Origin of the sequence: Chryseobacterium sp. AG844, assembly GCF_003182335.1 — a bacterium.
Taxonomy (GTDB): Bacteria; Bacteroidota; Bacteroidia; order Flavobacteriales; family Weeksellaceae; genus Chryseobacterium; species Chryseobacterium cupriresistens.
Genome location: NZ_QGTV01000023.1, coordinates 45,997 through 71,436, shown reverse-complemented (window position 1 = coordinate 71,436; position 25,440 = coordinate 45,997). Strand labels below are relative to the sequence as shown.

Annotated in this window: 21 protein-coding genes; 6 read left to right on the top strand and 15 right to left on the bottom strand. The window is 38.2% G+C overall.

Translation table 11 applies throughout. The annotated features are described in order from the left end of the window. Nucleotides 1-142 precede the first annotated feature (142 nt). The 7 genes from DEU40_RS18745 to DEU40_RS18715 all read right to left on the bottom strand — a co-directional run bounded on the left by DEU40_RS18745 (nt 143) and on the right by DEU40_RS18715 (nt 8,629). Nucleotides 143-637, bottom strand: a complete 495-nt coding sequence (locus DEU40_RS18745; protein ID WP_110011263.1) for a GNAT family N-acetyltransferase — start codon at nt 635-637, stop codon at nt 143-145. A gap of 113 nt (nt 638-750) precedes the next feature. Further along, nucleotides 751-2,898: a zinc-dependent metalloprotease gene (locus DEU40_RS18740; RefSeq protein ID WP_110011262.1), complete on the bottom strand. Its 2,148-nt coding sequence runs from the start codon at nt 2,896-2,898 to the stop codon at nt 751-753. Between the two features lie 81 nt (nt 2,899-2,979). Continuing rightward, entirely contained in the window at nt 2,980-4,245 is a 1,266-nt protein-coding gene (locus DEU40_RS18735) for an NAD(P)/FAD-dependent oxidoreductase (RefSeq protein ID WP_110011261.1), read from the bottom strand. A gap of 7 nt (nt 4,246-4,252) precedes the next feature. After that, on the bottom strand, nt 4,253-5,251 hold the full coding sequence (locus tag DEU40_RS18730) for a 4-hydroxyproline epimerase (RefSeq protein WP_110011260.1): 999 nt from the start codon (nt 5,249-5,251) through the stop codon (nt 4,253-4,255). Continuing rightward, nucleotides 5,248-6,732, bottom strand: a complete 1,485-nt coding sequence (locus DEU40_RS18725; RefSeq protein WP_110011259.1) for an aldehyde dehydrogenase (NADP(+)) — start codon at nt 6,730-6,732, stop codon at nt 5,248-5,250. Before DEU40_RS18725 ends, DEU40_RS18730 begins: the two co-directional genes overlap by 4 nt. Further along, on the bottom strand, nt 6,729-7,652 hold the full coding sequence (locus DEU40_RS18720; protein ID WP_110011258.1) for a dihydrodipicolinate synthase family protein: 924 nt from the start codon (nt 7,650-7,652) through the stop codon (nt 6,729-6,731). Before DEU40_RS18720 ends, DEU40_RS18725 begins: the two co-directional genes overlap by 4 nt. A gap of 92 nt (nt 7,653-7,744) precedes the next feature. Continuing rightward, on the bottom strand, nt 7,745-8,629 hold the full coding sequence (locus DEU40_RS18715) for a helix-turn-helix domain-containing protein (protein ID WP_228406565.1): 885 nt from the start codon (nt 8,627-8,629) through the stop codon (nt 7,745-7,747). A 184-nt stretch (nt 8,630-8,813) separates the two neighbouring features. On the opposite strand from DEU40_RS18715, the gene DEU40_RS18710 reads away from it, so the two are divergent. The 4 genes from DEU40_RS18710 to DEU40_RS18690 all read left to right on the top strand — a co-directional run bounded on the left by DEU40_RS18710 (nt 8,814) and on the right by DEU40_RS18690 (nt 13,795). Next, a complete protein-coding gene (locus DEU40_RS18710) occupies nt 8,814-10,208 on the top strand; it encodes an aminopeptidase P family protein (RefSeq protein ID WP_110011257.1) in 1,395 nt (464 codons plus the stop codon). Between the two features lie 14 nt (nt 10,209-10,222). Beyond that, nucleotides 10,223-12,394: a S9 family peptidase gene (locus DEU40_RS18705; RefSeq protein WP_110011256.1), complete on the top strand. Its 2,172-nt coding sequence runs from the start codon at nt 10,223-10,225 to the stop codon at nt 12,392-12,394. Between the two features lie 280 nt (nt 12,395-12,674). Next, entirely contained in the window at nt 12,675-13,277 is a 603-nt protein-coding gene (locus tag DEU40_RS18695; protein ID WP_110011254.1) for a DNA-3-methyladenine glycosylase, read from the top strand. A 200-nt stretch (nt 13,278-13,477) separates the two neighbouring features. Beyond that, a complete protein-coding gene (locus DEU40_RS18690; RefSeq protein WP_110011253.1) occupies nt 13,478-13,795 on the top strand; it encodes a DMT family transporter in 318 nt (105 codons plus the stop codon). A 78-nt stretch (nt 13,796-13,873) separates the two neighbouring features. Here DEU40_RS18690 and DEU40_RS18685 read toward each other — a convergent pair whose 3' ends face one another. The 8 genes from DEU40_RS18685 to DEU40_RS18650 form a co-directional block, all read right to left on the bottom strand. Next, entirely contained in the window at nt 13,874-14,299 is a 426-nt protein-coding gene (locus DEU40_RS18685) for a hypothetical protein (RefSeq protein WP_110011252.1), read from the bottom strand. Nucleotides 14,300-14,488: 189 nt separating this feature from the next. Continuing rightward, the gene (locus tag DEU40_RS18680; RefSeq protein WP_110011251.1) at nt 14,489-15,928 is read right to left on the bottom strand and encodes a SusD/RagB family nutrient-binding outer membrane lipoprotein; all 1,440 of its coding nucleotides are present in this window, start codon (nt 15,926-15,928) and stop codon (nt 14,489-14,491) included. Between the two features lie 11 nt (nt 15,929-15,939). Further along, a complete protein-coding gene (locus DEU40_RS18675) occupies nt 15,940-18,963 on the bottom strand; it encodes a SusC/RagA family TonB-linked outer membrane protein (RefSeq protein WP_110011250.1) in 3,024 nt (1,007 codons plus the stop codon). Between the two features lie 215 nt (nt 18,964-19,178). Beyond that, on the bottom strand, nt 19,179-19,880 hold the full coding sequence (locus tag DEU40_RS18670) for a LytR/AlgR family response regulator transcription factor (RefSeq protein ID WP_110011249.1): 702 nt from the start codon (nt 19,878-19,880) through the stop codon (nt 19,179-19,181). Next, complete coding sequence (locus DEU40_RS18665; protein ID WP_228406564.1) at nt 19,861-20,898, bottom strand: sensor histidine kinase; 1,038 nt, start codon at nt 20,896-20,898, stop codon at nt 19,861-19,863. The genes DEU40_RS18670 and DEU40_RS18665 overlap by 20 nt, the downstream gene beginning before the upstream one ends. Nucleotides 20,899-21,067: 169 nt before the next feature. After that, nucleotides 21,068-21,463: a DoxX family protein gene (locus DEU40_RS18660; protein WP_110011247.1), complete on the bottom strand. Its 396-nt coding sequence runs from the start codon at nt 21,461-21,463 to the stop codon at nt 21,068-21,070. Nucleotides 21,464-21,796: 333 nt separating this feature from the next. Then, nucleotides 21,797-22,324: a TlpA family protein disulfide reductase gene (locus tag DEU40_RS18655; protein WP_110011266.1), complete on the bottom strand. Its 528-nt coding sequence runs from the start codon at nt 22,322-22,324 to the stop codon at nt 21,797-21,799. Nucleotide 22,325: 1 nt separating this feature from the next. Further along, entirely contained in the window at nt 22,326-22,754 is a 429-nt protein-coding gene (locus DEU40_RS18650; protein WP_110011246.1) for a hypothetical protein, read from the bottom strand. Nucleotides 22,755-22,892: 138 nt separating this feature from the next. Here DEU40_RS18650 and DEU40_RS18645 point away from each other — a divergent pair, with 138 nt between their 5' ends. Both DEU40_RS18645 and DEU40_RS18640 read left to right on the top strand, forming a co-directional pair. Next, the gene (locus DEU40_RS18645; RefSeq protein WP_110011245.1) at nt 22,893-24,557 is read left to right on the top strand and encodes an FAD-binding dehydrogenase; all 1,665 of its coding nucleotides are present in this window, start codon (nt 22,893-22,895) and stop codon (nt 24,555-24,557) included. A gap of 15 nt (nt 24,558-24,572) precedes the next feature. Further along, complete coding sequence (locus tag DEU40_RS18640; protein ID WP_110011244.1) at nt 24,573-25,376, top strand: SDR family oxidoreductase; 804 nt, start codon at nt 24,573-24,575, stop codon at nt 25,374-25,376. The last annotated feature ends 64 nt before the right edge of the window (nt 25,377-25,440 follow it).

Genomic DNA, 25,440 nt, shown 5'->3' with positions numbered 1-25,440 from the left:
AACGTTTATCGGCTAATTCCCTGAAATTTCTTGTCATAATACTAAATAACAATAAATGTATAAAACTAGGAATAATTGTGTCCACACGATAGTCCACAAGAGGGGAATTCTAAGCCCTCCGTCTGTAATATGAGCCACAAGTTTACTCTTTCTGTAAAACAAAATACGCCAGTTCCCTATCTTCTCGTGCAAGATTTTCAACTCTTTTAAAGCCGCTTTTCAAAAGTACTTTTTGGGACCCGATATTATCAAGATCCGTTACTGCTACGATATCTTTCTGATGATTTATTGATAAACAGTGCTCAACAAGTGCTTTACAAACTTCCGTTCCAAGACCTTTACCCCAGTATTTTTCATCTAAAGTATAGCCTATTTCCATCTGATCAGGATTGTCAAGAAAGGTTCTGGCAAGGCACATTCCTACAAAATCATTGTTCTGGGGATGGAAAATTCCCCATCTGCTGAATGGTCCCTCTTCATAATCTGCCAATGCTTTGTCAAACATTTCTTTATATTCTTCCGGGGTTTTGTAGGGCAGATATCGGGTTACATTTTCATTTTCAAAAAGAGTGGAAAATAATGAAAATTCTTCAGGGGTAAATTCACGGATAATGATCCTGTCGTTTTTATAATGCATGGAATATTGTTATCAAAGAATAAAATTACATAAATAAATGAAGAACTGCTCATAAACAGGATAAAAAAATTGGGCTTACAATGAAGCCCAATCAACTGTATATGAATACGAAACTATTTTTTAATGAATTTTTGGGAAGATTTCCCTAAAGAAGTTTCAATATCAATTAAATAAGTTCCGCTCAGGAAGTGTTTAACCTCAACCTTATCACCAACAACTTTTGCATTCATTTTTCTTCCAAACATATCATAAACAGAAATTGATTTAATTTCCCATTTTGTTTTAATATTCAATACATCAGAAACCGGATTTGGATAGATGGAAGTTTCTGAGTTGGTTGTATCAACGTCTGCAGTGGAGAATGATAATGCACAAGGTGTTGTAATACTGCCATATGGTTGTGTATTATATGCAAACTCAGTGACAGAGTAATTTGAACCATTGGCCCCAACGCTCACTTTGAAATAGCCGTTAATATCATAGCCTTCGAATTGGTTTCTAAAACCAACATAGGCTGTTTTACCAGACCAGGTAGTATAGGTAGGAGTATACACATCCAGTTGTCCGGGAGTCCAAGTTGGATACCCTATATTATTTGCATTCGTTATGGTGGTGCAAGCCGGAATTAAACTAATATTTCTTGTTCCTGTTTGGCACACTAATCCTTTCCAATAAGTTTCCAATTTTAATTGATTGGCTCCATAGTACCAGGCGCCATATCCTGCATCATCACTAAGCTCCGGGTTAATGATAAAATATTTCCAGGTTGCCCCTGAGTTGGTGGTTACTGTTGTTGGTGTTGGGTTGGCATAACTTTCCAGAGGAGTTCCTGTAACTATTTTGTAAGGATCTTTATAAGAAAAAGTTAAGGCCAAAGCTGTTGTTGATCCTAGTGAAGTTGTTCCTCCTGTTATAGCCGGATTCAGGAATGTAATTGAAGAATTCAGGACCTGACTTTTGGGATGACTGGTTGCAGCACCATTGATGGTAAGTGTAGCTGTAGTAGGGCTTGTAACTGCTATACTTGCAGTTAATCCTGCTGGTAATGAAGACGTGAAATGGGTTCCTGAAGTAAGAGTGGTTCCATTTGGCAGGGCAAATGTTGCTCCGTTTAGCGTAATCTTTGATGCAGGGGCAGATGCTACTGTTCCATCTAATGACACGGCTCCATTATTGTTTAAATTCTCTGTAAATGTACTGTTGCTAAGGGTTAGCCTAGGTGGCGTATTGGCAACTCCGGTTGCGGCTAAGTTGGCAGGCTGCCATAAATTCATTCGCGAAGGATGGTTTAATGCTGCCAGCATTCTGTTCACCTGTCCATTGGTAAACATTTTATAACAGCCGGAAGAACCATTGTATCCCATATAGTTTTCAACATTTACTTTTTGTCCAAGACAATTGTTACCAGCGTTACATCCCAATCCGGAAGATGCATTTTCTACAGGGGTGTCAGCAACTCCGTCACCATCATTACCAGGGTTTGCAGTTGAACACAGAACATTGAACGTGTGCTGAAGATTTAGCCAATGCCCGAATTCGTGAGTAAATGTATCAGAAAACTCGTTTGAAGCTACTGTTCCTGCAGCATTAAATATATAACGTCCGTTATAAACAACTCTGGCTGTATTTACTGAAGTCATGTATGAATCCGGATACCAGGCAACTCCTGATTGATATAAATCTTTATTAGCATACAGGTCATTTTGGATATACACATTCATATACTTTGTATTATCCCATGCATCTGTGCCAATTTGTGCATCATACCCACCTCCGTTGCCATATCCACCTTTGAAAGGGTGAAATACCACTCCGCTTGTAGCTTTTCCGGTTGGATCAATTTTAGCTAACCGGAATTCAATGCTTAATGCTCCTCTGATAGATTGGAAATATGGATCTACAGTATTTGAATCCGTGTTGATTCCATTGAAATTTAAGTTGATTTGTTGCAGTAAGTCAACTACTTTTTGGTAATTTACTTTTACATTACTTTGAGACTCTCCATACACATGAAAAACCACAGGGATGATGTAGGTTGGATTGCTGACCCTATTATTCAATGAGTTTTTGTTCGATCCCATCTTTTTTACGAAATCTTTGGTATATTTCTCAAAGTTTTCATATTCAGCCTTAGATTCGGGATGCAGTTCAAAATGTTTTTTCATCATTTCATCTGCTTTACACTCACGAGGTCTGTTTTCCTGAGCAAAACCTATTGCTGGAAATAGGGAAACAAGTAATAGTAATTTAAATTTTTTCATAATTTTTTGGATTTGGTGGTTAATAAATTATTTAAATAATCAAATTGTTTTTGGCTTGATTTGTGTGTTATGTGGTGTTTTTTAACTAAATCTCTCAGGGTTGAATATCTTTATATCAACCGTTGGCTTTTGGTCATTAGCAAGTTCTGAAACTGTTTTTCCAAAAATGGGTCCCAAGCTTAGTCCCATCATACCTCCTCCGCCTGCGATAATCAGGTTCTTCAATTGGGAAGACTGTCCTAAATACGGAAGTCCATCTGGGGCACAAGGTCTGTATCCGAACCAGATTTCAGATTCTTTTGGGGTTTCAACCTTGAAGTCTGGTAAATATTTGGGGATGGATTGGATGATTCCTTCTACCCTTTTCATATTAATTGTATCATTGTGGGAAGCCAGTTCCATCGTTCCGCCAAAACGGATGTGTCCGTTCATTGGAGTTACTGCAACTTTGGCTTCGAGTAATAAAGCGGCATGCTCCAACCTATTAAGTGGATTTTCCGGTTGGTGGATCAACGAATATCCTTTTCCGGGCATTAAATGGATTTTAAGACCTGCTTTCTGAGCAAGTTCAGGCAAGAATGAACCTCCCGTCATGATAAATTGGTCTGCAGTAAATTCTTTACCATTTGCTATGACTGTTTTAATCTTGCTGCCGGAAGTTTCAAAGTCTGTTACCCGATGATGGGTATGAAAAATGACATCATTATTTTTAAGATAAGAGATCATTTGTTTCATCAGCTTCATGGGATTCATATGGCCATCGCATTTATAATTGATTCCTCCGATAACATCCAGTTGAACATTGGGTTCAAGTTCCTGAATTTCTTTTTTACCCAGAATATCAACGGGTAAACCCATACTGATTGCCTTGTGGGCAAGCTCTGCTTCTTCTTCCGCAACCTTCTCAGTTTTATAGAGCATTAAAATACCATTCTGATTCAGCTCAAAATCAAATTCATCTTTTTGCGCGATCTCATTATAAAGCCTGCTGCTGGCCAGGTTAAGATCCCTGATAGCTGCTGCAGAATAATCAACATGTTTCTGGTTGGAATGTTTCAAAAATTTCAATCCCCAGGATATAAGTCTCGAATTGAGTGAAGGTTTTACATAAAACGGACTTTTACTATCGAACATCCAGCGTATTCCCTGTGCTACAACTCCCGGAGCTGCCAATGGGGTAAAATGACTGGGTACAATCATGCCTGCATTGCCATAAGAACAGTTGTTGGTGAGATCATTCTGCTCAAGAATTTCCACCTGCCATCCTTTCTGCAAAAGATAATACGCTGAGCTTAATCCTGCTATTCCTGCACCTATGATGAGTGCTTTTCCTTTATTCTGTGCCATATGCCTGTTACATTACCTGAAATCCCTGCCAATAAGGATCTTTATCATCAATAATTATATGATTGTATCCGGTAATTCTTGCCCAGCCTTCTACTGACGGAATAATGGCTGGTCTCCCATCTAAAGTAGCAGTCTCCTCAATTCTCCCTATAAACCGGGATCCGATATAACTTTCATGAATGAATTCTTCACCTTCCTTCAGTTTTCCTTTTGCATACCATTGCGCCATTCTTGCCGAAGTTCCCGTACCACACGGCGAACGGTCTAAGGCATTTTCGCCTACCAATACTGCATTTCTTCCACTGGCTTCAGGATCTGTGGGTTTACCCGTCCACTGAATGTGGCTTAATCCGGTAATATGTTCAATTTCCGGATGAATGAATTCATATTTTTCATTGAGTAATTTTCGAATAATCTTTCCATAATGGATGAGCTGGCTGGCCGTAAAATCAGAAATATCTCTGAAATTTTCCTGAGGATCTATAATCGCATAAAAATTTCCACCATAAGCAACATCGGCTCTTATTAATCCCAGATCCGGACATTCAACTTCCAGGTTTTCAGCATACAGGAAAGACTTTATATTCGTCAGCTTTACAGATTTTACTTTTTTTCCTTCCTGTACATAATCGATGAGGATAAGTCCTGCAGGTGTTTCAAGACGTAATTTTCCCGGAATTTTAGGAACAACAAGTCCTTCTTCAATAGCTATGGTAACCGTTCCGATGGTTCCGTGCCCGCACATGGGAAGACATCCGCTGGTTTCAATATATAAAACTCCGATATCGTTATTTTCATCTACAGGAGGATACAGAATACTTCCGCTCATCATGTCATGGCCGCGGGGCTCAAACATTAATCCCTTTCTGATCCAGTCGTATTCTTCCATAAAGTGCAGCCGGCGTTCCATCATGGAATTTCCTTTTAAAATTGGGGCACCTCCTGCAACAAGACGTACAGGACATCCACAGGTGTGAGAATCTATACAAAAAAATGTTCTGTTCATGTGGTCTGTAATTTTAACGATCCTGAATTCACTGTTCCATCCACCATTCTGCTAATCTGCAATGGATTTGCATTCTTCAACTCATCCGGTAAGAATTCATCCGGCCAGTTCTGAAAACAAACCGGACGGACAAATCGTTTCACAGCATCCGGTCCTACGGAGGTAAAACGGGAATCGGTAGTAGAAGGAAACGGGCCTCCATGCTGCATGCTGTACACCACTTCTACTCCTGTAGGCATACCATTGAATAATAATCTTCCGCATTTATCTTTCAAAATAGTAATCAATGTACTGTTATCGCGAACATCTTCACGGGTCGCTGCGATGGTGATGGTTAACTGTCCTTTTAGCTGTTGGGCAATTTCAATGAGTTCTTCATCTGTTTCACACTCCACAACAATACCAAATGGGCCAAAGACTTCTTCACTTAATACCGGATTATTCACGAAATTTCCGGCACTGGTTTTTATCACGGTTGCGTTGCCCGAAGAATTTTCTGTTTCTGCTGATGCAATGATTTCAACATCAGGCTGTTCCAATGCAATGCTTTTGTTTTTTTCGAAATTGTCTAATATTCCTTTGTGAAGCATTTTAGCGGGAGCCACTTTTTGAATTTCTTCTTTTAATGTATTGATGAAACGGTTAAACAATTCTCCTTTCAATGCTATAAACACTCCCGGATTGGTACAAAATTGTCCTACACCCAGCGTTAAAGAACTGATATATTCCTTTGCCAATGCTTCAGCTTTGGTTTCAAGCAGGTTTTGAAAGGCAAATACCGGATTGATACTTCCCATTTCTGCAAATACAGGAATAGGATTTTCACGGCGGCTGGCAATATCAAACAATGCTTTTCCGCCATTAAATGAACCTGTGAACGCAATAGCCCGGATGTCCGGATGCTGGGTCAGATAAGCTCCGATCTCATAAGATGTTCCGGTGATATGGCTGAAAATTCCTTCAGGCCATCCGAAAACTTTAACAACAGCACTTATCGCATCCGCCATTATCTGTGAAGTCTGTGGATGTGCCGGATGTGCTTTTATAATAACAGGACAGCCTGCCCCGATTGCACTGGCTGTATCGCCTCCTGCAGTAGAAAATGCAAAGGGAAAATTACTGGCTCCGAAAACAACTACAGGCCCTATGCCTACATTGTATTTCCGGAGATCTCCTTTTTGTTTTTCAGGCTGGGCAAGATCAATTCTGGCCTCCGTATAGATCCCGGCAGCAACAGCTTTTGCATAGCTTCTCCATTGTCCTGCTGTTCTTGTCTTTTCTCCGGTAAGTCTGGCTAATGGCAATGAAGTTTCAGCATGAGTAACTGTTAAAAGTTCTTCTCCCAAGGCTTCAATCTGATCCGCTACAGCATTCATAAATTCAGCCCGTTCATTGATGGTGGTGTTTTTCAGAAACCGGAAGGCTTCAACCGCTATCTGAATTCTTTTGTCTATATTTTGTGTTGATGTTTCTTCCATCATAGCTGTATTTCTGGAATTAATAATACCGGACGATTCGCTCTGCCTTCTTCAATAATTTTTTGAATTCTTTCAGCTTCTTCTCCATGAAGTTCAAGACGTGGAGCTCTCACATAAGGATTGCTTATCCCTTCCGCTGTTGCAGCAAGCTTGATATACTGGATAAGTTTAGGATGAATGTCAAGCTCAAGCAATGGCATAAACCATCTGTAGATGGCAACAGCTTTGTCGTATTCGCCTGTTTTAACATAGTTGTACATGGCCATTGTTTCATTAGGAAAGGCATCTACAAGACCTGCCACAAGGCCATCAGCTCCAAGCATCAGGGTTTCCAGGCAAATCGTATCTACACCTCCAAGAATTTTGATTCTTTTCCCAAAACGGTTGATCATTCTGGTTACATTGGCCAGATCTCTCGTTGATTCTTTGACAGCCTGAATGGTTGGATATTCAATAAGCTCCTCAAACATGTCAAGGTTGACATAAATTCCGTAATCTACAGGATTATTATAGATAAGGATCGGAAGATCCGTAGCGGAAGCCACTGCCTTGAAATACTCAACCACTTCACGGTTATCAGCTTTGTAACGCATTGGAGGAAGAAGCATCAGGCCGTCTGCACCCAATTCTTTTGCTTTCTTAGCGAAGTTGACAGCATTTTTGGTGGTATTTTCAGAAAGATTAAGAATGACAGGAATTCTGCCCTGCGTTATTTTTTTTGCGTATTTCAGCAGTTCAAATTTTTCTTCCGTTTCCAACGCACTGGCTTCCCCTAATGTTCCTGCAAGGATAATTCCATGAACTCCTGCTTTAATCTGAGCTTCTGTATTGACAGCAAACATTTCAAAGTCTATCTCACCCTCTTTTGTAAAAGGCGTTAATACAGCAGGATAAATACCTTCCCAGTTTAGTTTTGTACTCATATCAAATAATATTTATTCAAAACTAGGTGAATTTTAAAACGGAAAATGTTAATATTTTAATGTGTTCTAACCGTATTTTAACATGTTGTTTTTTATTGTTGTATGGTAGCCTCTTTGTAGTGTTTCAGATATTCTTTAGGAGAATATTTCATAATGGATTTGAAAACCCTGTTAAAATTGGTAAGACTATTGAACCCACTATTGAATGCAACAGAAGAAATACTGTACATGCTGCTGGCTGTTAAAAGTCTGCAGGCCCGCTGTACACGAAGCTCATTGAGATATTCAATATAAGTGATGCGGGTACGTTTTTTAAAAGAACGGCAAAAAGCCTGAGGAGTCATACAGGCTTCTTTGGCAATCAGATCAAGGGTAAGCTTATGTTGGGTAAAATTTTTCTTGATAAAAGTCTGGGCATCAATAATTCTTTTGTCTGTATCTGAAATATGATCAGGCAGTTTCTTTTCCGGAGATAAGGGAATATGCAGATGCCTGTTTTGCATAAGATGGTTTAAAATTCTTATAAAATCTATGATCTGATCTACTCCTTTTGTTTTTTGCAAAGCCGCAATATTTTCTCCGATACTTTTTGTAAGCCTGGAAGCCACCTGGAAACCTACCTCTGAATGACTGATAAAGTTTTTAAGTTCCTCAAATTCCGGTAAGTCGAAAAATGCAGCGATCTTTTTATGAGGATCAAAAAAAATAGAAATGGAATGAACCTTCTGCTTTTCATTTTTTTCAAAATTACCTCTGAAAACATGCGATTGATTAGCACCCAGATAGAAAATATCGCCCGCCTCAAAATTGAAAAGATTTTGTTCTATGGCCAGTGTTCCATGTCCTTTAAGGATCCACATAATCTGGGTTTCGGTGTGGCGGTGGAAATAAGGATAGAAATTAGGCATTATATCTTCCTGAATACGTATACTTTTGTTGGTATCGGCAGGAACAGAAAATTGCAAACTCTTCATCATACTATGAATGCTTTACCGGTTATTAGATTAGCAAGGTTAAAATATTGCTGAAGATAAGCAAAATATGAACATTAAATATCGTATTAAAATTCAAATTTTACATATTCTTATTTTTAATGAATAAAGTACTATAAATAGTACAAAATCGTAACTTTAAAGTTTTAAAATAAAAACTATTCATAATATGTTTTCAGCACAAACTTATCAAGAAAGAAGAGCAGTATTACAGAAAAATGTATCCGATGGAATCTTATTATTTCTGGGAAATATAGAGAATCCTGTGAACTTTGAGCACAACCCTTATTATTTCCGCCAGGACAGTACCTATTTATATTACTTCGGGATTCAGGAACCCCGTATAGCAGCTATTATCGATATTGATGAAAATAAAACCATTATTTTCGGTGATGAGCTAAGTATAGATGAAATTGTATGGATGGGAAGGCAGGAAACCCTTAAGGAAAAAAGCCTTAAATCCGGTGTTCAGGAAACGTTACCTTATGCAGATCTTTCTCAATATATTGTAAAAGCAAAAGCTTCAGGAAGAAAAGTACATTATCTTCCTCCCTATCAGTCTTCCAATAAAATTTTGCTGGGAGATCTTCTTGGAATTAAAATTAAGGAATTACAGCCTTCTGTCGAAATGATCAAAGCTATTGTGAAACAGCGTTCTATTAAAGAAGCTCAGGAAATTGTACAGATAGAACAGGCTGTAAATGTATCCAATGAAATGCATTTGCTGGCCATGCGTCTTGCGAAACCCGGAATGAAAGAATATGAAATTGCCAATGCGATCCAATATCTTGCCGCCAACCAAGAATGCCAGATGTCTTATCCTCCCATTGTAACGATCAACGGAGGTATTCTGCATAATCATTACCGTCTCAATACCATGAAAGAGGGAGACCTTTTCCTGAACGATTCCGGAGCAGAAACTTCAATGGGATATGCAGGTGATCTTACCAGAACCTTTCCTGTAGGCAAAACGTTTACAACAAAGCAGAAGGAAATGTACGAAGTGGTTTTGAATGCTTTTAATCAGGCCCAGAAGCTTTTAAAACCGGGAGTACGGTTTAAAGATATCCACCTGAAAGCAGCACAACATCTGGTAGAAGGACTTGTCGATCTTGGACTGATGAAGGGAAATCCCGAAGATGCTGTAAAAAACCACGCTCATACCCTGTTTTTTCAGTGCGGACTGGGACACATGATGGGACTTGACGTACATGATATGGAAGACCTTGGGGAACAATATATTGGCTATACTGAAGAAGAACCAAAAGATACCAAAACATTCGGATTGAAATCTTTACGTTTAGGAAAAGCTTTGGAGTCCGGTTTTGTAGTGACAGTTGAACCTGGTATTTATATGATTCCGGAATTGATTGACATGTGGCAGGCCGAAAATAAAAACGCAGACTTTATTAATTATGATAAAGTAAATGAATACCGGAATTTCGGTGGAATCCGTGTAGAAGATGATTTCCTGATTACGGATGACAGTTACAGACTTCTGGGGAACGGATTGATCAAATCGGTTGAAGACATTGAAAATTACAGAGCTGAACATCTGGCTTAATTCAAATTATATTTATGAAGAACATAAAAAAACTAACAGCTATTGCATTGTATTTCCTGTGTTTATCACCATTGGCGGCACAGAAGACACAATGGACTCCCGATGGCAATGCTTATTATTCATTTACTAAAAAAGGGGTTGAAATTGTTGATCTATTGCATCCCGGAAAAGATCAGACGCTTTTAAACAGTAGTGAACTGATTCCTGCCGGAAGTTCCAATGGTCTGCAGGTACAGAGTTTTCAGGTGTCTCCTGATGGAAAAAGCCTGTTGTTATTTGCCGATACCAAAAAAGTATGGAGGGATAATACCCGTGGAGATTACTGGATTTTCGACAAAAACACAAAAAAACTGATCCAGCTTGGAAAAGGTTTGCCGGCTTCATCGTTAATGTTTGCAAAATATTCACCTGACGGAAAAAAGGTAGCCTATGTTTCTAAGCATAATATCTATATTGAGGATCTTTCAAATAATCAGATCAGTAAAATTACGAATGATGGTACCGACAGAATGATCAATGGTACTTTTGACTGGGCATATGAAGAAGAATTCGGAACGCAGGATGGTTTCAGATGGTCTCCGGACGGCAGGAAAATTGCCTACTGGAAAATGGATGCCCGAAGTACCAAGAATTTCCTGATGATCAATAATACGGACAGTCTGTATTCGTTTACCGTTCCTGTAGAATATCCGAAAGTTGGAGAAAATCCTTCAGGATGCAGCATCTGGTTTTATGATCTGGCTTCCCAATCAACAAAGAAAGCTGATATAGCAGGTGATGAAGTACAAAACTATATTCCCAGAATGGAATGGGTGCTGGATTCCAGATCGGTCATTCTTCAGCAGCTGAACAGAAAACAGAATCAAAGTAAAATTATTGTTGCAGATGCGGATTCTGGAAGCAGCAAAACCATTCATACAGAAACAGATGCAGCATGGATTGACATAAAATCCCGATGGAATGATAATGATCCAAGCGGCTGGGACTGGATTGAAAATGGGAAAGAATTTTTATGGCTGTCTGAAAAAGACGGATGGAGACATATTTATAAAATAGATATGAGCGGTAAAGAAACATTGATCACAAAAGATGCTTTCGATGTTATCAAACCTGAGTTTTTTGATGTTCCCAATAAACTGATCTACTTTTTGGCTTCTCCAGATAACGCCACTCAGAAATATCTTTATAAAGTAAGTATGAAAGGTGGAAAAGCTCAAAAAGTAACGCCTGAAGCTTTTAAAGGTTCTAACCAATATACGATCTCACCCAATGGGAAAATCGCTATGTTTACCAATAACAGTGTGAATGCCATTTCCATTGGATCTGTGATATCGCTTCCCGATCATAAAGAACTGGTTGCTGCCAAAAGATCTGCAAAAGCCGACCCGGCAAGATCTAAAGCAGAATTCTTCCAGATTACAACACAGGATGGCATTACAATGGACGGCTGGGTAGTAAAACCTAAAAATTTTGATCCCAATAAAAAATATCCTGTTGTTTTTACAGTGTATGGAGAACCGGGATCACAAACCGTTACCGATAATTTCTACACAGGCTGGAATTATTTATATACGGGTGATATGGCAGAAGACGGCTATTTATACTTGTCCCTTGAAAACCGCGGAACTCCTTCTCCAAAAGGACGGGAATGGAGAAAATCTATTTACCGGAAAATAGGACAGCTCAATATCCGTGATCAGGCAATGGGAGCTAAAGCCTTATTCGCAAAATGGCCTTATATCGATACTTCAAGAGTTGCCGTGTGGGGCTGGAGCGGCGGAGGTTCTTCTACCCTGAACCTTTTAGGACAATATCCTGATATTTACCAGACGGGAATTGCAATTGCACCCGTTGCCAATCAGTTATTCTATGATAATATCTACCAGGAACGCTATATGGGTCTCCCACAGGAAAACAGAGAAGATTTTGTCAATGGATCTCCGTTGGCCTATGCTAAAAACTTAAAAGGAAATCTTCTGCTGGTTCACGGAACGGGAGATGATAATGTACACTACCAGAATACGGAAGTATATATCAATGAACTGGTAAAATATAACAAACAGTTTCAGCTGATGTCTTATCCTAACCGTACCCATTCTATTAATGAAGGAGAAGGAACATCGCTGCATCTGGCTACCATGTTTACAAAATATCTGAAAGAACACTGCCCTCCGGGAGCAAGATAAAATAATGAAAGTCTCACATTGATGTGGGACTTTTTTATTTTCAATACATTTGATGCCAATAAAAATTCCCCGGATTATTCCAGGGAAAATAAGTGTCAAAACCTATAATTTTTTATAGTGGTGTGAAATGATGTACCTGAAAAACAACAATGGATGTGCCAAATTACTCACTGTTTTATGAAAATTGACTTTTTGTGGTACCTTTTTAATTTCACTTTCGTATTCTTCTGTTTTTACAGGATTATCATTACATTTGAATGAATAATTTCCAACATCATTCATGAAACTATCTCTCTCCTACTATTCCAATCAGGACGTTCTTTTTCTGGCCCGGGATCTTTTGGGAAAAGTACTTTTTACAGATCTCAATGGTGAAAAAACAGCAGGAATCATTGTAGAAACAGAAGCTTATTTTGGCGTGAAAGATAAAGCTTCCCATGCCTATGGCGGCAGACGGACAGACCGTACTGAAACGCTCTACAGCCATGGCGGAGTTTCTTATGTTTATCTATGCTATGGAATTCACCATCTTTTTAATGTAGTAACATCCGTGGAAGATGAGCCTCATGCTGTACTCATCAGAGCTGTTGAACCTTTGGTAGGAAAAGAAATTATGGAGCATAGAAGAAATATGCCTGCTTCTAAACCTGCTATTTCTGCAGGTCCGGGATCAGCTGCCAAAGCGTTAGGTATTGACCGTTCCTTTAACAAAAAAGAGCTTACCGGCCATGAGATCTGGATTGAAGATCACGGTATTTCGTATTCTCCGGATGACATTATTGCTGGTCCCCGGATAGGTGTTGCCTATGCACAGGAAGATGCGCTTTTACCCTGGCGCTTTTTTGTGAAAGGAAGTAAGTATGTGAGCAAGCCCAATAAGTAGAATTATGCACTTCCATATGATACTATTCTATTTAAAATGTAAAACGTTTCATCTTCTCTAAAGTACATTCTATCTCTGTTTTTTGTCGGGTCACAAAGTTTATAGTATTGATTATAAATGGATAATGGTAGCTTTGTACTGTAGTAGCAATGAATTTTCTTTAATAGATTTTCATTCAAAATATCATTAAAACAAATAGTATGAACTGGATTGCATTAATTATCGCAGGAATTTTTGAAATCGGATGGCCCTTAGGACTTAAACTTTCTCAACAGCCGGAAAATAATAAGTGGAGCTGGATTATTTTTTCAATTCTGTGCATGTCTGTTAGCGGTGGATTTCTCTGGTTTGCTCAAAAAAGTATTCCTATCGGAACTGCTTATGCAGTATGGACGGGAATTGGTGCTGTAGGAACGCTATTGGTGGGAGTTCTCTTTTTTCAGGATTCAGCAAGTATTCTAAGATTATTATCAGCATTACTGATTGTCGTTGGGATTGTTGGCCTTAAATTATTTTAAAAAATTGGCTTAAGACATGAGTCATAAGCCAAAACATTATTCAACATTCGAATAATAAACCAACCACATTTTATTGTATTATTGCTTTTCGCCTTCAAAATAAAAAGCTACCTCATTTTCGGATGCTTTCTGAGTGCTGATCTGAAGTGATTTTGATGAAATCATGTAGTTAAAACTTCCCTGGCTGTCATTGCCTGAAACACTTACTCCTGCAGAATTGGTAACATTGATGGTTTTAGAGGTTGCTGTTGAATAAGCTTCACCAGATTTAGGCTGCACTTTAACATGGGCATCATCTGTCTTTGAAACATTAACTATTGCATTGTAATAATCTTGCCCCTGAATTTTCATAGTTCCTTTGAATACTCCTGTTGCTACTTCAATGCCATGTGAACCGGGAGCCGGATCATCATCATCACTGTTTTTACAACTGAAGAAAATACTTCCTAAAGCCAACATTAAAAAGAATCTGCTCATTAGTTTCGAAATTCCGATTACTTTCATAATTCAAATATTTATTATTTACAGTTTCAAAGATGTACAAATGAATATGAACCGGAAAAAAATAGCTATAAATGGGCAATTTTTATCTACCAACTGTTTTTTGAAATAATAAAAAAAGCCTGCATTATACAGGCTTAAGGATACAAAATAATCGATATGAAAAAGCAAGATATTAAGGATTTTGTTCATTTAATGGCTATCCCAAAATACTTTGGTGGTAAGCCTATCTCCTCCAATTGCCGTGGCAGCTTTGGCATAATTGGATCCATTAGTCGTTGCTTCTAAGGTGGGATACTGCAGCCTTACCGGAACTTTCCCTTCTGCATTGGCAATAGCTGTAGGTGGTGCCTGTAGCGCTGGATAATCCAAACGACGGTAAAAGTTCCAGGAAACCACCGGATGATTGTACATGGCTACCCAGGCCTGTTCTCCGATAGATTTCTTCCAGTTGGAAGCGTTATAAGGATTGTTTATTAGATATGTTTGAGCATCCTGATCAGAAAAACCCCATTCACGGAACGAAACCCTAACTGCATTTTTATATAAAGTTTCCGGACTGCCTCCTATTCCAAACCTGGCTGCTGCTTCAGCAAGATAAAAAGCCACTTCCGTATGCGTCATCAGATTTCCTGGAGTTATAGGAGTATAAGCAAAAGTTCCTGGTGCTGAAAATGCAGAAAACTCCCCCGCCAAACCTATTACCTGTCCTATATATTCTCCGTCTACATCCTGAAAATATTTTGTTATCCTTGGATCTGAGGTCATATTCATAAAATCAATAAAGGGTTTTCCTCCAAAAAAGTCATCCCTTCCGCTGTTCACAAGGTTTTCATACAATGGACTGAAATTGGGAGTCTCCGCCAGATACCGGAAAAGACCATTTTGAGATTCATCTGTAATAATACCTCCTGTAATTGCTGTATTTACTGTAGACTGTGCCAACGTTGGATTGATATCTGAAAGCGCAATTCCCAGTTTTAAAAGCAGTGAATTTCCAAACTTTTTCCATTTTCCAATATCACCGTTGTAAAGAATATCACCCGATCCGAAGGTTCCAGCTCCTTCCTCCAAATTATTAAGATCTGTTTTCAGTCTGCTGATCAAACTTTCATAAATCTGTCTGTCATCGTCATAAGCCGGAAGAGGAAATTGATGATGATTGAGTGCCTGACTGTACGGAATATCCCCAAAAGTATCTGCTAATGTCTGAAATGTATATACCGATAGAATATCTATAACAGCCAGCTGGTTTTTCTTCTTTGCGGGCCATGTATTCAGCTCTGATGGTCCAGGTTGGTATTGTTCCACAAGTTCTTTTGCTTTGTTCAGATTGTTGAGGACATTCACATAATTATCTCCCCATACATTGTTGGAAACATTTCTTGCCGTAAAGTTATAGTTACTTTCGTTCACATATGTGGTCTCCTGCCAGTACTGCATGATAAGACGGAAATTATTTTCATTAACACTTGGAGTCGTCATATAATCACTCAATTCCTTTTCTGCATAGGTAAGAAGAGGTTCCGGGGACATGTTATAAGCTACATGAGGATCAAGATTGACATCTTCGGAAGTACATCCTGCCAGGAATAAAGCCAGAAATGAACTTAATATAATTGTATTTTTCATTGTTATTGTTTTTAAAAATTAACTTTCACATTGAAGGCAAAATTTCTGGTAGCCGGCATAACTCCGGACTGGTATCCCTGGATACTTCCCGATGAAATACCTGCTTCAGGATCTGAATAAGGAAGGTTTTTATGAATGATCCAAAGGTTACTTCCTGTAAATCCCACAGTAAGATTCTGAATGCCGGTGTTTCTTAGAAAATTGGTATTAAAAGTATAAGAAACAGATAATTGACGGAGTTTTATAAAGCTTGCATCATACACAAAAGCGGCAACAGGAGGATCAGTTCCCAATGTCTGGCTGGACATAGACTTGTCAAGTCTGATCGTATTTGGAATATAAATTCCCGGGTTATTTGGATCCTGCATCACTCCGGGTAAAATAACACCACCTCCGTTATCCAGTGTATTTCTGATAGGGTTTCCGAGGTCATTTAGTCCGACGGAATCAGGATAAAGTCCGGTTCCATATCCATAATACTGGTCTAATGAGAATATTTTTCCTCCTTTTCGCCAGTCAATCTGAAAACTTAGATTAAAATTTTTATAGGTAAAAGAATTGGTTAGTCCAGCGATAAAATCAGGTTGAAAACTTCCAAGATTGTGATCAGAATCATCAGTATGAAGATAGGCTCCGTTTTTCCCTACAATTTTATTCCCATTCGGATCGTAGACAAAATCTGCACCCCAGATGCTTCCATATTCTTTATTGAGAGGTGCATTGATACTGATACCTCCCTGTAATGTACCTATGGTTATATTTTCAATACCTTCCCTGAGTGCAGTTACTTTCGTTTTAGGATTGGACCAGTTGAGCATTACATCCCAGTTGAAATTATTGAATTTTAGCGGTGTGATATTTAAAGACAATTCAATGCCTTTTGTGGTCAACTCTCCAGTATTTTGAATTTTTGCTGCTGAACCCGTTGCTAAAGATACAGGAAGCGGAAGAATCTGGTTAAATGCAATATTCCTGAACCAGGAAAGATCAAATCCCAATCTGTTTTTGAAAAACTGCATATTGGTTCCTATTTCAAAATTCTTCAGTTTTTGAGGCATAAGGTCGGCATTCCTTAAAGTTGTATTATAAGAGTAAACCGGGTTGTTAGCAAAAGAAGCCTGTGGAATAAACCGGTTTATTAATTGATCTGCGCCAGTGTCCGAGCCAACTTCCGCATAGGCAGCCCTAAACTTTCCGAAACTTAGCCATTCTTTTTTTAGCAAACTGGAAAATACCATACTTGCTGAAACGGAAGGATAATAATATGCTTCTTTCCCTTTGGGCAACGCTGTAGATTGGTCTCTTCTGAAAGTTCCTTCCAGATAATAGGTATTTTTATATCCTACAGAAGCCTGAATAAAAGCTCCGTAAATATATTTTGAAGTATCTGTAATCAAAGGCTTTGCCGGGGTTGCCGCGGAATTGGAAATGGTATAAAGTCCTGGAATATAAAGTCCGCCGGATGTTGTCTGTGCATTGGAATAGCTGGTTTGTACATTAATATTTCCACCCAAAAGAACCTGAAGATTGAGGTTTTCGACAATGTTCTTTTTATATGTAGCTATGAAATCATAATTGGTTTCTGTGAAGCGCAGATTGGTTACTGCATATCCGGAAGGCTGTTCTATGGGATTGAAACTGAAAAAAGCAGGAATAGAACCGGCAGCTCTTCTTTCTTCAGTAATCATATTGTATCCGTCCGTACCTACTCTAGCCAGTATATTCACCTCTTTGGAAAGATCATAGCTCAGACTGAAATTTCCTGCAAAGCGTTCTCTCTTATCATTCTGGTAATTCTTATATCTCGTAAAATAAGGATTATCCCAATAAGCGGGTGACAGGTTCACAGGATTTTTCATATTCCAGGTATAATTCTTATCAAAAGTATCAAAGAGATATTTCTGATATTGAATATCTACATTTGTTGCCCACCATTGCCGGAAATTTCCCATAATATTGTCACCATACCCTGTGGAATTTCTTCCTTTGGTACTTTGTACAATATAATTGGCAAAAATGCTAGCTGTAAGATTATCTGTAATTTTATATGAAGCATTTCCCCCCAAATTATTTTTGACCAGATAAGAATTCGGCATAATATCCGTTGCACTGGTGTTGGTATAGCTTAGTCTGAAGGAAGCCCGGTCATTAGCCCCGCTGAATGCGATATTATTGGTTCGGTTAGTAGCTTTATCAAAAAAGGTAATAGGACCGTTTTTAGCCATTACCCATGGAGTCTGTCTTCCAAAATTATGAGAGTCAGGAATAAACGCATCATATTGCCATACTGAAAGATTAGGGTCATAAGGAACTCCGTAAGAAGCATCATTCCAGAAATAAACCAGTGAGCCGTTTTGATAAGGGATTAAAGTATTTCCCAGGTATCCCTGTCCATACTGGGTCTGGTATTCAGGAAATGTGGATTTATCAATGGAAGAAACAGACAAGCTCCCACTATACTCGAGGCCGATCCCCTGTTTGTTTTTTTTACCTTTTTTGGTAGTGATGATAATGGCACCGTTTTGAGCTCTTGAACCATATAAAGCAGCGGCAGCGGCACCCTTGAGTATATTCACTGTCTCAATATCATTGGGGTTGATATCTGAAACAGGGCTGCCATAATCATACCCGTTGAATCCATTTTGTTGAGCAAGAGAATTAATATTTCTGTTGATGATCGGAACACCATCTACTACAAAAAGTGCCTGATTGTCCCCCAGGATAGATTTATATCCCCGGGACACTGCATCCACCGAGCCACCAAAATTAGTTGATTGTCTGATCTCAAGCCCGGCCACTTTTCCGGATAAATTGTTCATAAAATTGGTTGTGGGATTTCTGGTGAGGTCCTCTCCTTTTACTTCCTGTGTAGAATATCCCAGCGATCTTTTTTCTCTTTTTATGCCTAAAGCAGTTACCACGATACCTTCTATATTTTTAGTGGTAAGTGTGTCCTGTTTTCCCTGGCTGAAATAGGTTTCGCTTCCTATGAAAAAAGCGACTCCCACGCTTAAAAGCTTTAACTTGTATTTCATAATTATTAATTTTTTTAACGTATTGTTAATCAAAATTCAACAATTGGTGAAGAATACAGTGAAAGGAATATATCAACGGCAGGCTAAGATCTACTAAAATTCTAAGTAATAAAGGATTAACTATCTACAACGGGCCGTTATCTGAAAAATTTTGAAGTTTTCTAATAATCTTCTTCAGAAAATCGGGATGAAATTTAAGAGCTTTGATATTGGTTTTAAAGTTCAATCAACGGTTTATAAGTTCTCCCCACAGGAAGCTTTTTTCCATTCACTTGAATAATATTGGCAGATTTTACTTCTATTTTTGACCGGGAAATAATATAGGATTTGTGGATACGGACAAACATTTTGGGATTCAACGCTTCTTCTATTTTACTGATGGGCATTTTAAAAGTGAGAGTCTCCGTTTTTGTATGAATATTAATGTATTCTCTTAAACTTTCGATGTAAAAAATATCCTGAAGAATAATTTTAACCTTCTTTTTACCACTGTTCAGGAATATAAAATCACGTTCAGAAACTTCGAGTAATGCATCTTCTGCTTCCATTAAATGCTTGAATTTATCAATAGCAGTCAGAAAGCGGTCATATGGAATGGGTTTCATCAGATAATCCGTGATATCAAGCTCATAGCCTTCTACTGCATATTGATGATACGCTGTTGTAACAATTACAAAAGGAGGATTTTTTACTTTCCTTAGAAAATCAAAACCTTTTAGAACCGGAAGATGAAGATCAAGAAACATTAAATCTACATCATGAATACTTAAAAGACTGCTGGCATATACTGCATCTGCACATTTTCCTACCAGATTCAGTTCCTGATCCCGTAATATAAAATTTTCAAGAATTTCTGCTGCAATAGGTTCGTCTTCTACGATAATGCAATTGTATTTTTTAGAGGCTGATGGTGTCATGAAAATCAATGGTTAAAGTTACAATGTAGCGGTTGCTCTTATCTTCCACGGAAAGCGTATGTTTTGGATAAAGAAGTTCAAGCTGTCTCCGGATATTTTTCAGTCCTATTTTTGTGGAATTTTCATGAGATTTTTCCTGTCTGGAATTTTCTACAAGGTAAGTAAGATTTCCGTTCTTTAAATGAATATCAACGGTAATAAATGCTTCTCCCAGACTTTCAGAAACGCCATGTTTAAAGGCGTTTTCTACAAACTGTATCAATATCAGGGGTGAAATTTCCTGTGAAGGATTATCAATATCTTCAGAAAAATTCACAGTCAGCTGATGGTACCGGATCTTCTGAATCTGTATAAAATCTTTAATATTTTCAATATCCTTGGCTATAGAAATGTTTTTTTCTGCAGCTTCATAAATATTATACCGCATAACTTTGGAAAGCTGCAGAATAACATCGGGAGTTTCGTCTGCTTTTTTCATAGCCATTCCGTAGATATTATTGAGGGTATTGAAAAGAAAATGGGGATTGATCTGTGCTTTCAGCATAGTAAGTTCCTGATCCAGTTTTTCTGACTTTAACTGAGAGATCTGTTCTTTGAGTATATTTTTCTGCCGGGTAATTTCAACCCCGAAAATAAGACCTGTCATAAAAATAAGATCCATGAAAGAATTGAAAGCCACATAACCATTGATAAATCCGGAAACCTGTTTACCGTCTAATGTTTCAATAACACCATAGATATCAGGATATATGATAAAATGTGTTACAAAACGATGGCCAAAGACAGCTGCTGTTACAATGAAAATATAGAGAATATATTTAAAAACAAATTTAAGATTAACCTTTTCATATACATACAGCAACACATAGGCTAACGGAATTTTAACCAGAAAATAACAGAGTTCCAGCATAAGGGCATTCTGAAGCCTTATCTGCCATTTGAAATCAGGAAACTGATACCTGGACCAGTAAAAGTCAAGGTAAACTTCCAGCGTATAATACAAGATCCAAAAAAGCAAATGAATCCGCCATTTAGATTGACTGTCTGATTTCAAGCTTATAATGATTTAAAAGTACAAAGTACCATTTATTAACCCAAATATAAACATATAAGTCTATCAAATGAAGCCAAAAATCTACAAACTGTTTCTTCTGAATCATCTTACGTGATAAAGATTCCTGAATAGGTTAACTCTTATTTTTATTCATAAAATATAAAGAAACTTCAGGATACATGAGATTGAAAAAGCAGAAGATCAGCAGGACATTGAATTCAATTCCATTGGTTCCGCCTCCTACTACAAACCAACCATTTTGCCAGTGAACATAATAAATCCCGGAAATAAAAATGAGAATATTACAGATAGCAACAGGCTTGATACATTGGTCAATCCACAGTAAAGGCACTGATAAAAGATGAGTCAGTTTTATGGCCCATGCTATATAAATTCCTGCAGGGCTGAAACCCAATCTGTCCAGATAAGCATGTCCGAAATCATTCACATCCCCACTGAAAATAGAAATCACACTATGCATCAGTAATATCACTGAAAGTGCCAAACGAAGGTAAAAACTTTTTTTCATAAAACAAAATTAGTATGAGAAAATATACACTTATCATTTTGTATATCAACAACTTTGAAAAAGGTATAAAAGTTTTAGTTTCAGCATAAATTGCAATTTTTATTATTGAGATCTATTGTATGCAATATTAAATCTTTTTAATATTTCAATATAAAGTGATTTAATAAATACAATTTAGTATATTTACATTCAGATAAGACATAATAATGAATTTCCCCATAATCAGTAATCGGTCTTCATAAGATGTTTTACCTGGTTATAAAAACGATTCTAAGACACGAATGCTTCTATCTTTTTCAACTAAAAAGAGTGGTACAATAACTTACCACTCTTTTATATTATGACCAGAAAAATAACTTGTTTTAATTCTGTATCAAATTCTTCAAAATTTTCCAGTTCCTGGCCATGAAGGTTTTTAGCTATAATCGTTCCCTGTCCGTCAATAATAACATTAAAGGGAAGCGCATCTACTTCATACAGCTTTGCTACAGGGCTTTTCCAGAATTTTAAATTGCTGATCTGTATCCAGTTGATCTGAAACCTGTCGATTGCTTTCTGCCGGCTTTCCTTATTCTTGTCTAAAGAAACACCCACTATTTCGAACTGATTTTTTTTAACCTGCCCGGAATAGCTATCATACATTGTTTTCAGTTGAGGTTGTTCTTCTACGCAGGTTGCGCACCAGGTTGCCCAGAAGTCGATCAGAACCAGTTTCCCTTTTAATGCTGAAAGAGAAAATGAAGTTCCATCTGCCTTGGTCATTGTTATTTCAGGAGCTTTCTTCCCTACTTCTATGGTGCTCTGGACAAAAATATATCCTGAAAACAGTATGAAAAATAATATTGTTAAAGAGTTTTTCATATTAATCATTTGTAGGATAATTTTTATCCAGCCAATCTGTTTTGATGTTTTTCGGAAGGTTTAAAAGCTTTGCATTTTTGAAGCCCAATTCCATTAACAATGCAAATGCAGGACGGATATTAGGACATTTTACAAAAGGACAGCAGCCGCAATAGATCACAATTTCTCTGTTCTTAGGAATATCTTTAAGATAATTTCTCAGTTTTTCCAGATTTTCAGGTTCATGAGTCGGTCCGATGTCTGCAGAACCTTTCACAATAGCTTCAGGTCCTACTGAAATGATGACCAGATCTTTTGTTTTTTGATTTTCAATTCTGGAAGCCAGTAACGCCGGATCCATCAGCTGGCTGTCTTTCCATGGATTCTGTTTTTGCTGTGCCTGACTGAATATGGAACAAACCAGGCAGGCAATGATAAACAAATACTTCATACTTCTATTTTTCACAAGGATAAGTTGAAAAGTTCAGAGTTTCAGGGCTGATTACTCAAAGCAGGCTTATTTAGATTTTTAATTTTAAACCCGATTCCGAATAATTTTATACATTTATCTACAACAAATACTTTAACAATGGAAGAAAAATTCCAGCCTGATACAATTATTATCGGAACCGGACTGGCAGGGCTTACCGCGGCGATGGAAATTACCAATGCCGGAAAAAAAGTATTGCTTCTGGATCAGGAAACAGAGCAGAATATCGGCGGACAGGCATTCTGGTCCTTTGGAGGATTATTTCTGATTAATTCTCCCCAGCAAAGAAGAATGGGAATTAAAGATTCTTATGAGCTGGCACTGCAGGATTGGAAAGGTACCGCTGGTTTTGACCGTCCGGAAGATTACTGGCCCCGCCAGTGGGCTGAAGCTTATCTGAAATTTGCTGCCGGTGAAAAGTATGATTACATTTCCAAACTGGGAATCAGGCTGATGTTTATGGTGGGCTGGGCAGAGCGTGGCGATGGTTCGGCAACGGGTCATGGAAATTCCGTACCCCGTTTTCATGTGAGTTGGGGAACAGGCACAGGCGTGGTAAAACCCTTTGTAGAAAAAGCTTACAAAGCTCAGGAAAAAGGACTGCTTCAGATGAAATTCAGACATCGGGTAACTGAATTGATAGAGGAAAACGGCAAAATGAAAGGCCTTAAAGGAGATATTCTGGAAAATGATAACCAGGAAAGAGGTGCTGCAACGAACAGGAATGTCATCTCTGAATTTGAGTATACAGCGCCTAATATCATCATCACTTCAGGAGGAATTGGTGCCAATCATGACCTGGTAAGAAAAAACTGGCCGGAAAGATTAGGAAAAGCACCTGAAAATATGGTCTGTGGTGTTCCTGCTTATGTGGATGGAAAAATGATAGGCATTGCAGAACATGCCGGAGCTCATATCATCAATCCCGACAGGATGTGGCATTATACGGAAGGGTTGCAAAACTGGAATCCTATCTGGCCCGATCACGGAATCCGCATATTGCCCGGGCCTTCATCATTATGGTTTGATGCGAAAGGAAAACGTCTCCCCGCTCCTTTTCTTCCCGGTTTTGATACATTGGGGACTTTACAGTATATCCAGGAAACCGGATTTTCTTATTCCTGGTTTATTCTTACCCAGAAAATTATTAAAAAAGAATTTGCTCTTTCAGGTTCGGAACAGAATCCGGATATCACCAATAAAGATTATGCTCTTTTTCTGAAAAGGATTTTTGGTAAAAAAGCACCCGGACCTGTAGAGGCTTTTAAAGAGCACGGAAAAGACTTTATTGTATCAGATAACCTGGAAGATCTGGTTAAAAGAATGAATGAACTGGCTGGAAATAATCTCCTTAAATATGAAAAGATAAAATCACAGATTGAAGCCAGAGACCGGGAACTCAACAATAAGTTTTCAAAAGACACTCAGGTTAATTACATCAGAAATACAAGAAATTATTTAGGGGATAAATTGGGAAGAGTTGCTGCTCCGCATAAGATCTTAGATCCTGAAAACGGGCCTTTGATTGCTGTACGTCTTACTATTTTAACCCGAAAAACGTTGGGCGGAATAAAGACCAATCTGAATGGCCAGGTACTGAGGGAGGATGACAGCGTCATTGAAGGATTATATGCTGCCGGAGAGGTGGCGGGCTTTGGCGGCGGCGGAATGCATGGCTACAGAGCTTTGGAAGGAACATTTTTAGGAGGCTGCATCTTCTCCGGAATGAAAGCGGGAAAATATATTGGCGGACTTAAAAACTAAATAATAGTATTGAACATGAGCAGTTATTTTGATCATAAAGTCATTTGGATCACAGGTGCATCATCAGGCATTGGAGAAGCTTTAGTGAAAGAGCTTTCCAGGAATAGCAATGCAAAAATTATTCTTTCTTCCAGAAAAGAAAAACAGCTTCATTCCGTAGCTGAAAATGCGGGTTTGAATAAAGATCGATATGTTGTAATTCCTTTAGATCTTAAAAATTATAAAGAAATGCCAGCCATTGCAGTGAAGGCAGCTGAGAAGTTTGGAAAGATTGATATTCTGATTAATAATGCCGGACTGTCACAGCGGTCGTTAGCCATGGAAACAGATATTGAAGTGGACAAACAACTAATCGATACTGACTATATCGGAACAGTAGCACTTACTAAATCAGTTGTACCTTATATGATTGAAAATAAAGGAGGACAGATTGTTGTTGTATCCAGTCTTATGGGAATTTTTGGAGCTCCTATGAGAAGCGGATACGCAGGTGCAAAACATGCTTTACACGGTTTTTTTGATGCATTGCGGGCAGAATTATTCAGCCAGAATATTAAGATTACGATGATCTGCCCGGGTTTTATACAGACTGATATTTCTATTAATGCAGTCACCGGAGATGGTTCATTGCAGGGCACAATGGATGATGCTACTAAGAATGGCATGCCTGTAGATATCTTCGCCAAAAAAATGCTTTATGCCATAGAAAAACAGAAAAAACAGAAAGCGATAGGCGGTAAAGAAGTGATGGCTGTTTACCTGAAACGATTTTTTCCAGGCTTGTTGGCAAAAATAATCCGTAAAGCAAAGGTAGTATAAAGAAAAGCCCGATTCAGGAAAGAATCGGGCCTTTGAGTTAATTAACGATAATGGTTACCTTTAT

Bases quoted from the DNA above. Each gene is read 5' to 3' on its own strand.
- DEU40_RS18655 (WP_110011266.1), bottom strand. From the start codon at position 22,324: ATGAAAAACTCTTTAACAATATTATTTTTCATACTGTTTTCAGGATAT.
- DEU40_RS18705 (WP_110011256.1), top strand. From the start codon at position 10,223: ATGAAGAACATAAAAAAACTAACAGCTATTGCATTGTATTTCCTGTGT.
- DEU40_RS18740 (WP_110011262.1), bottom strand. From the start codon at position 2,898: ATGAAAAAATTTAAATTACTATTACTTGTTTCCCTATTTCCAGCAATA.
- DEU40_RS18645 (WP_110011245.1), top strand. From the start codon at position 22,893: ATGGAAGAAAAATTCCAGCCTGATACAATTATTATCGGAACCGGACTG.
- DEU40_RS18745 (WP_110011263.1), bottom strand. From the start codon at position 637: ATGCATTATAAAAACGACAGGATCATTATCCGTGAATTTACCCCTGAA.
- DEU40_RS18690 (WP_110011253.1), top strand. From the start codon at position 13,478: ATGAACTGGATTGCATTAATTATCGCAGGAATTTTTGAAATCGGATGG.
- DEU40_RS18670 (WP_110011249.1), bottom strand. From the start codon at position 19,880: ATGACACCATCAGCCTCTAAAAAATACAATTGCATTATCGTAGAAGAC.
- DEU40_RS18735 (WP_110011261.1), bottom strand. From the start codon at position 4,245: ATGGCACAGAATAAAGGAAAAGCACTCATCATAGGTGCAGGAATAGCA.
- DEU40_RS18660 (WP_110011247.1), bottom strand. From the start codon at position 21,463: ATGAAAAAAAGTTTTTACCTTCGTTTGGCACTTTCAGTGATATTACTG.
- DEU40_RS18725 (WP_110011259.1), bottom strand. From the start codon at position 6,732: ATGATGGAAGAAACATCAACACAAAATATAGACAAAAGAATTCAGATA.
- DEU40_RS18675 (WP_110011250.1), bottom strand. From the start codon at position 18,963: ATGAAATACAAGTTAAAGCTTTTAAGCGTGGGAGTCGCTTTTTTCATA.
- DEU40_RS18640 (WP_110011244.1), top strand. From the start codon at position 24,573: ATGAGCAGTTATTTTGATCATAAAGTCATTTGGATCACAGGTGCATCA.
- DEU40_RS18710 (WP_110011257.1), top strand. From the start codon at position 8,814: ATGTTTTCAGCACAAACTTATCAAGAAAGAAGAGCAGTATTACAGAAA.
- DEU40_RS18695 (WP_110011254.1), top strand. From the start codon at position 12,675: ATGAAACTATCTCTCTCCTACTATTCCAATCAGGACGTTCTTTTTCTG.
- DEU40_RS18730 (WP_110011260.1), bottom strand. From the start codon at position 5,251: ATGAACAGAACATTTTTTTGTATAGATTCTCACACCTGTGGATGTCCT.
- DEU40_RS18650 (WP_110011246.1), bottom strand. From the start codon at position 22,754: ATGAAGTATTTGTTTATCATTGCCTGCCTGGTTTGTTCCATATTCAGT.
- DEU40_RS18680 (WP_110011251.1), bottom strand. From the start codon at position 15,928: ATGAAAAATACAATTATATTAAGTTCATTTCTGGCTTTATTCCTGGCA.
- DEU40_RS18685 (WP_110011252.1), bottom strand. From the start codon at position 14,299: ATGAAAGTAATCGGAATTTCGAAACTAATGAGCAGATTCTTTTTAATG.
- DEU40_RS18715 (WP_228406565.1), bottom strand. From the start codon at position 8,629: ATGATGAAGAGTTTGCAATTTTCTGTTCCTGCCGATACCAACAAAAGT.
- DEU40_RS18720 (WP_110011258.1), bottom strand. From the start codon at position 7,652: ATGAGTACAAAACTAAACTGGGAAGGTATTTATCCTGCTGTATTAACG.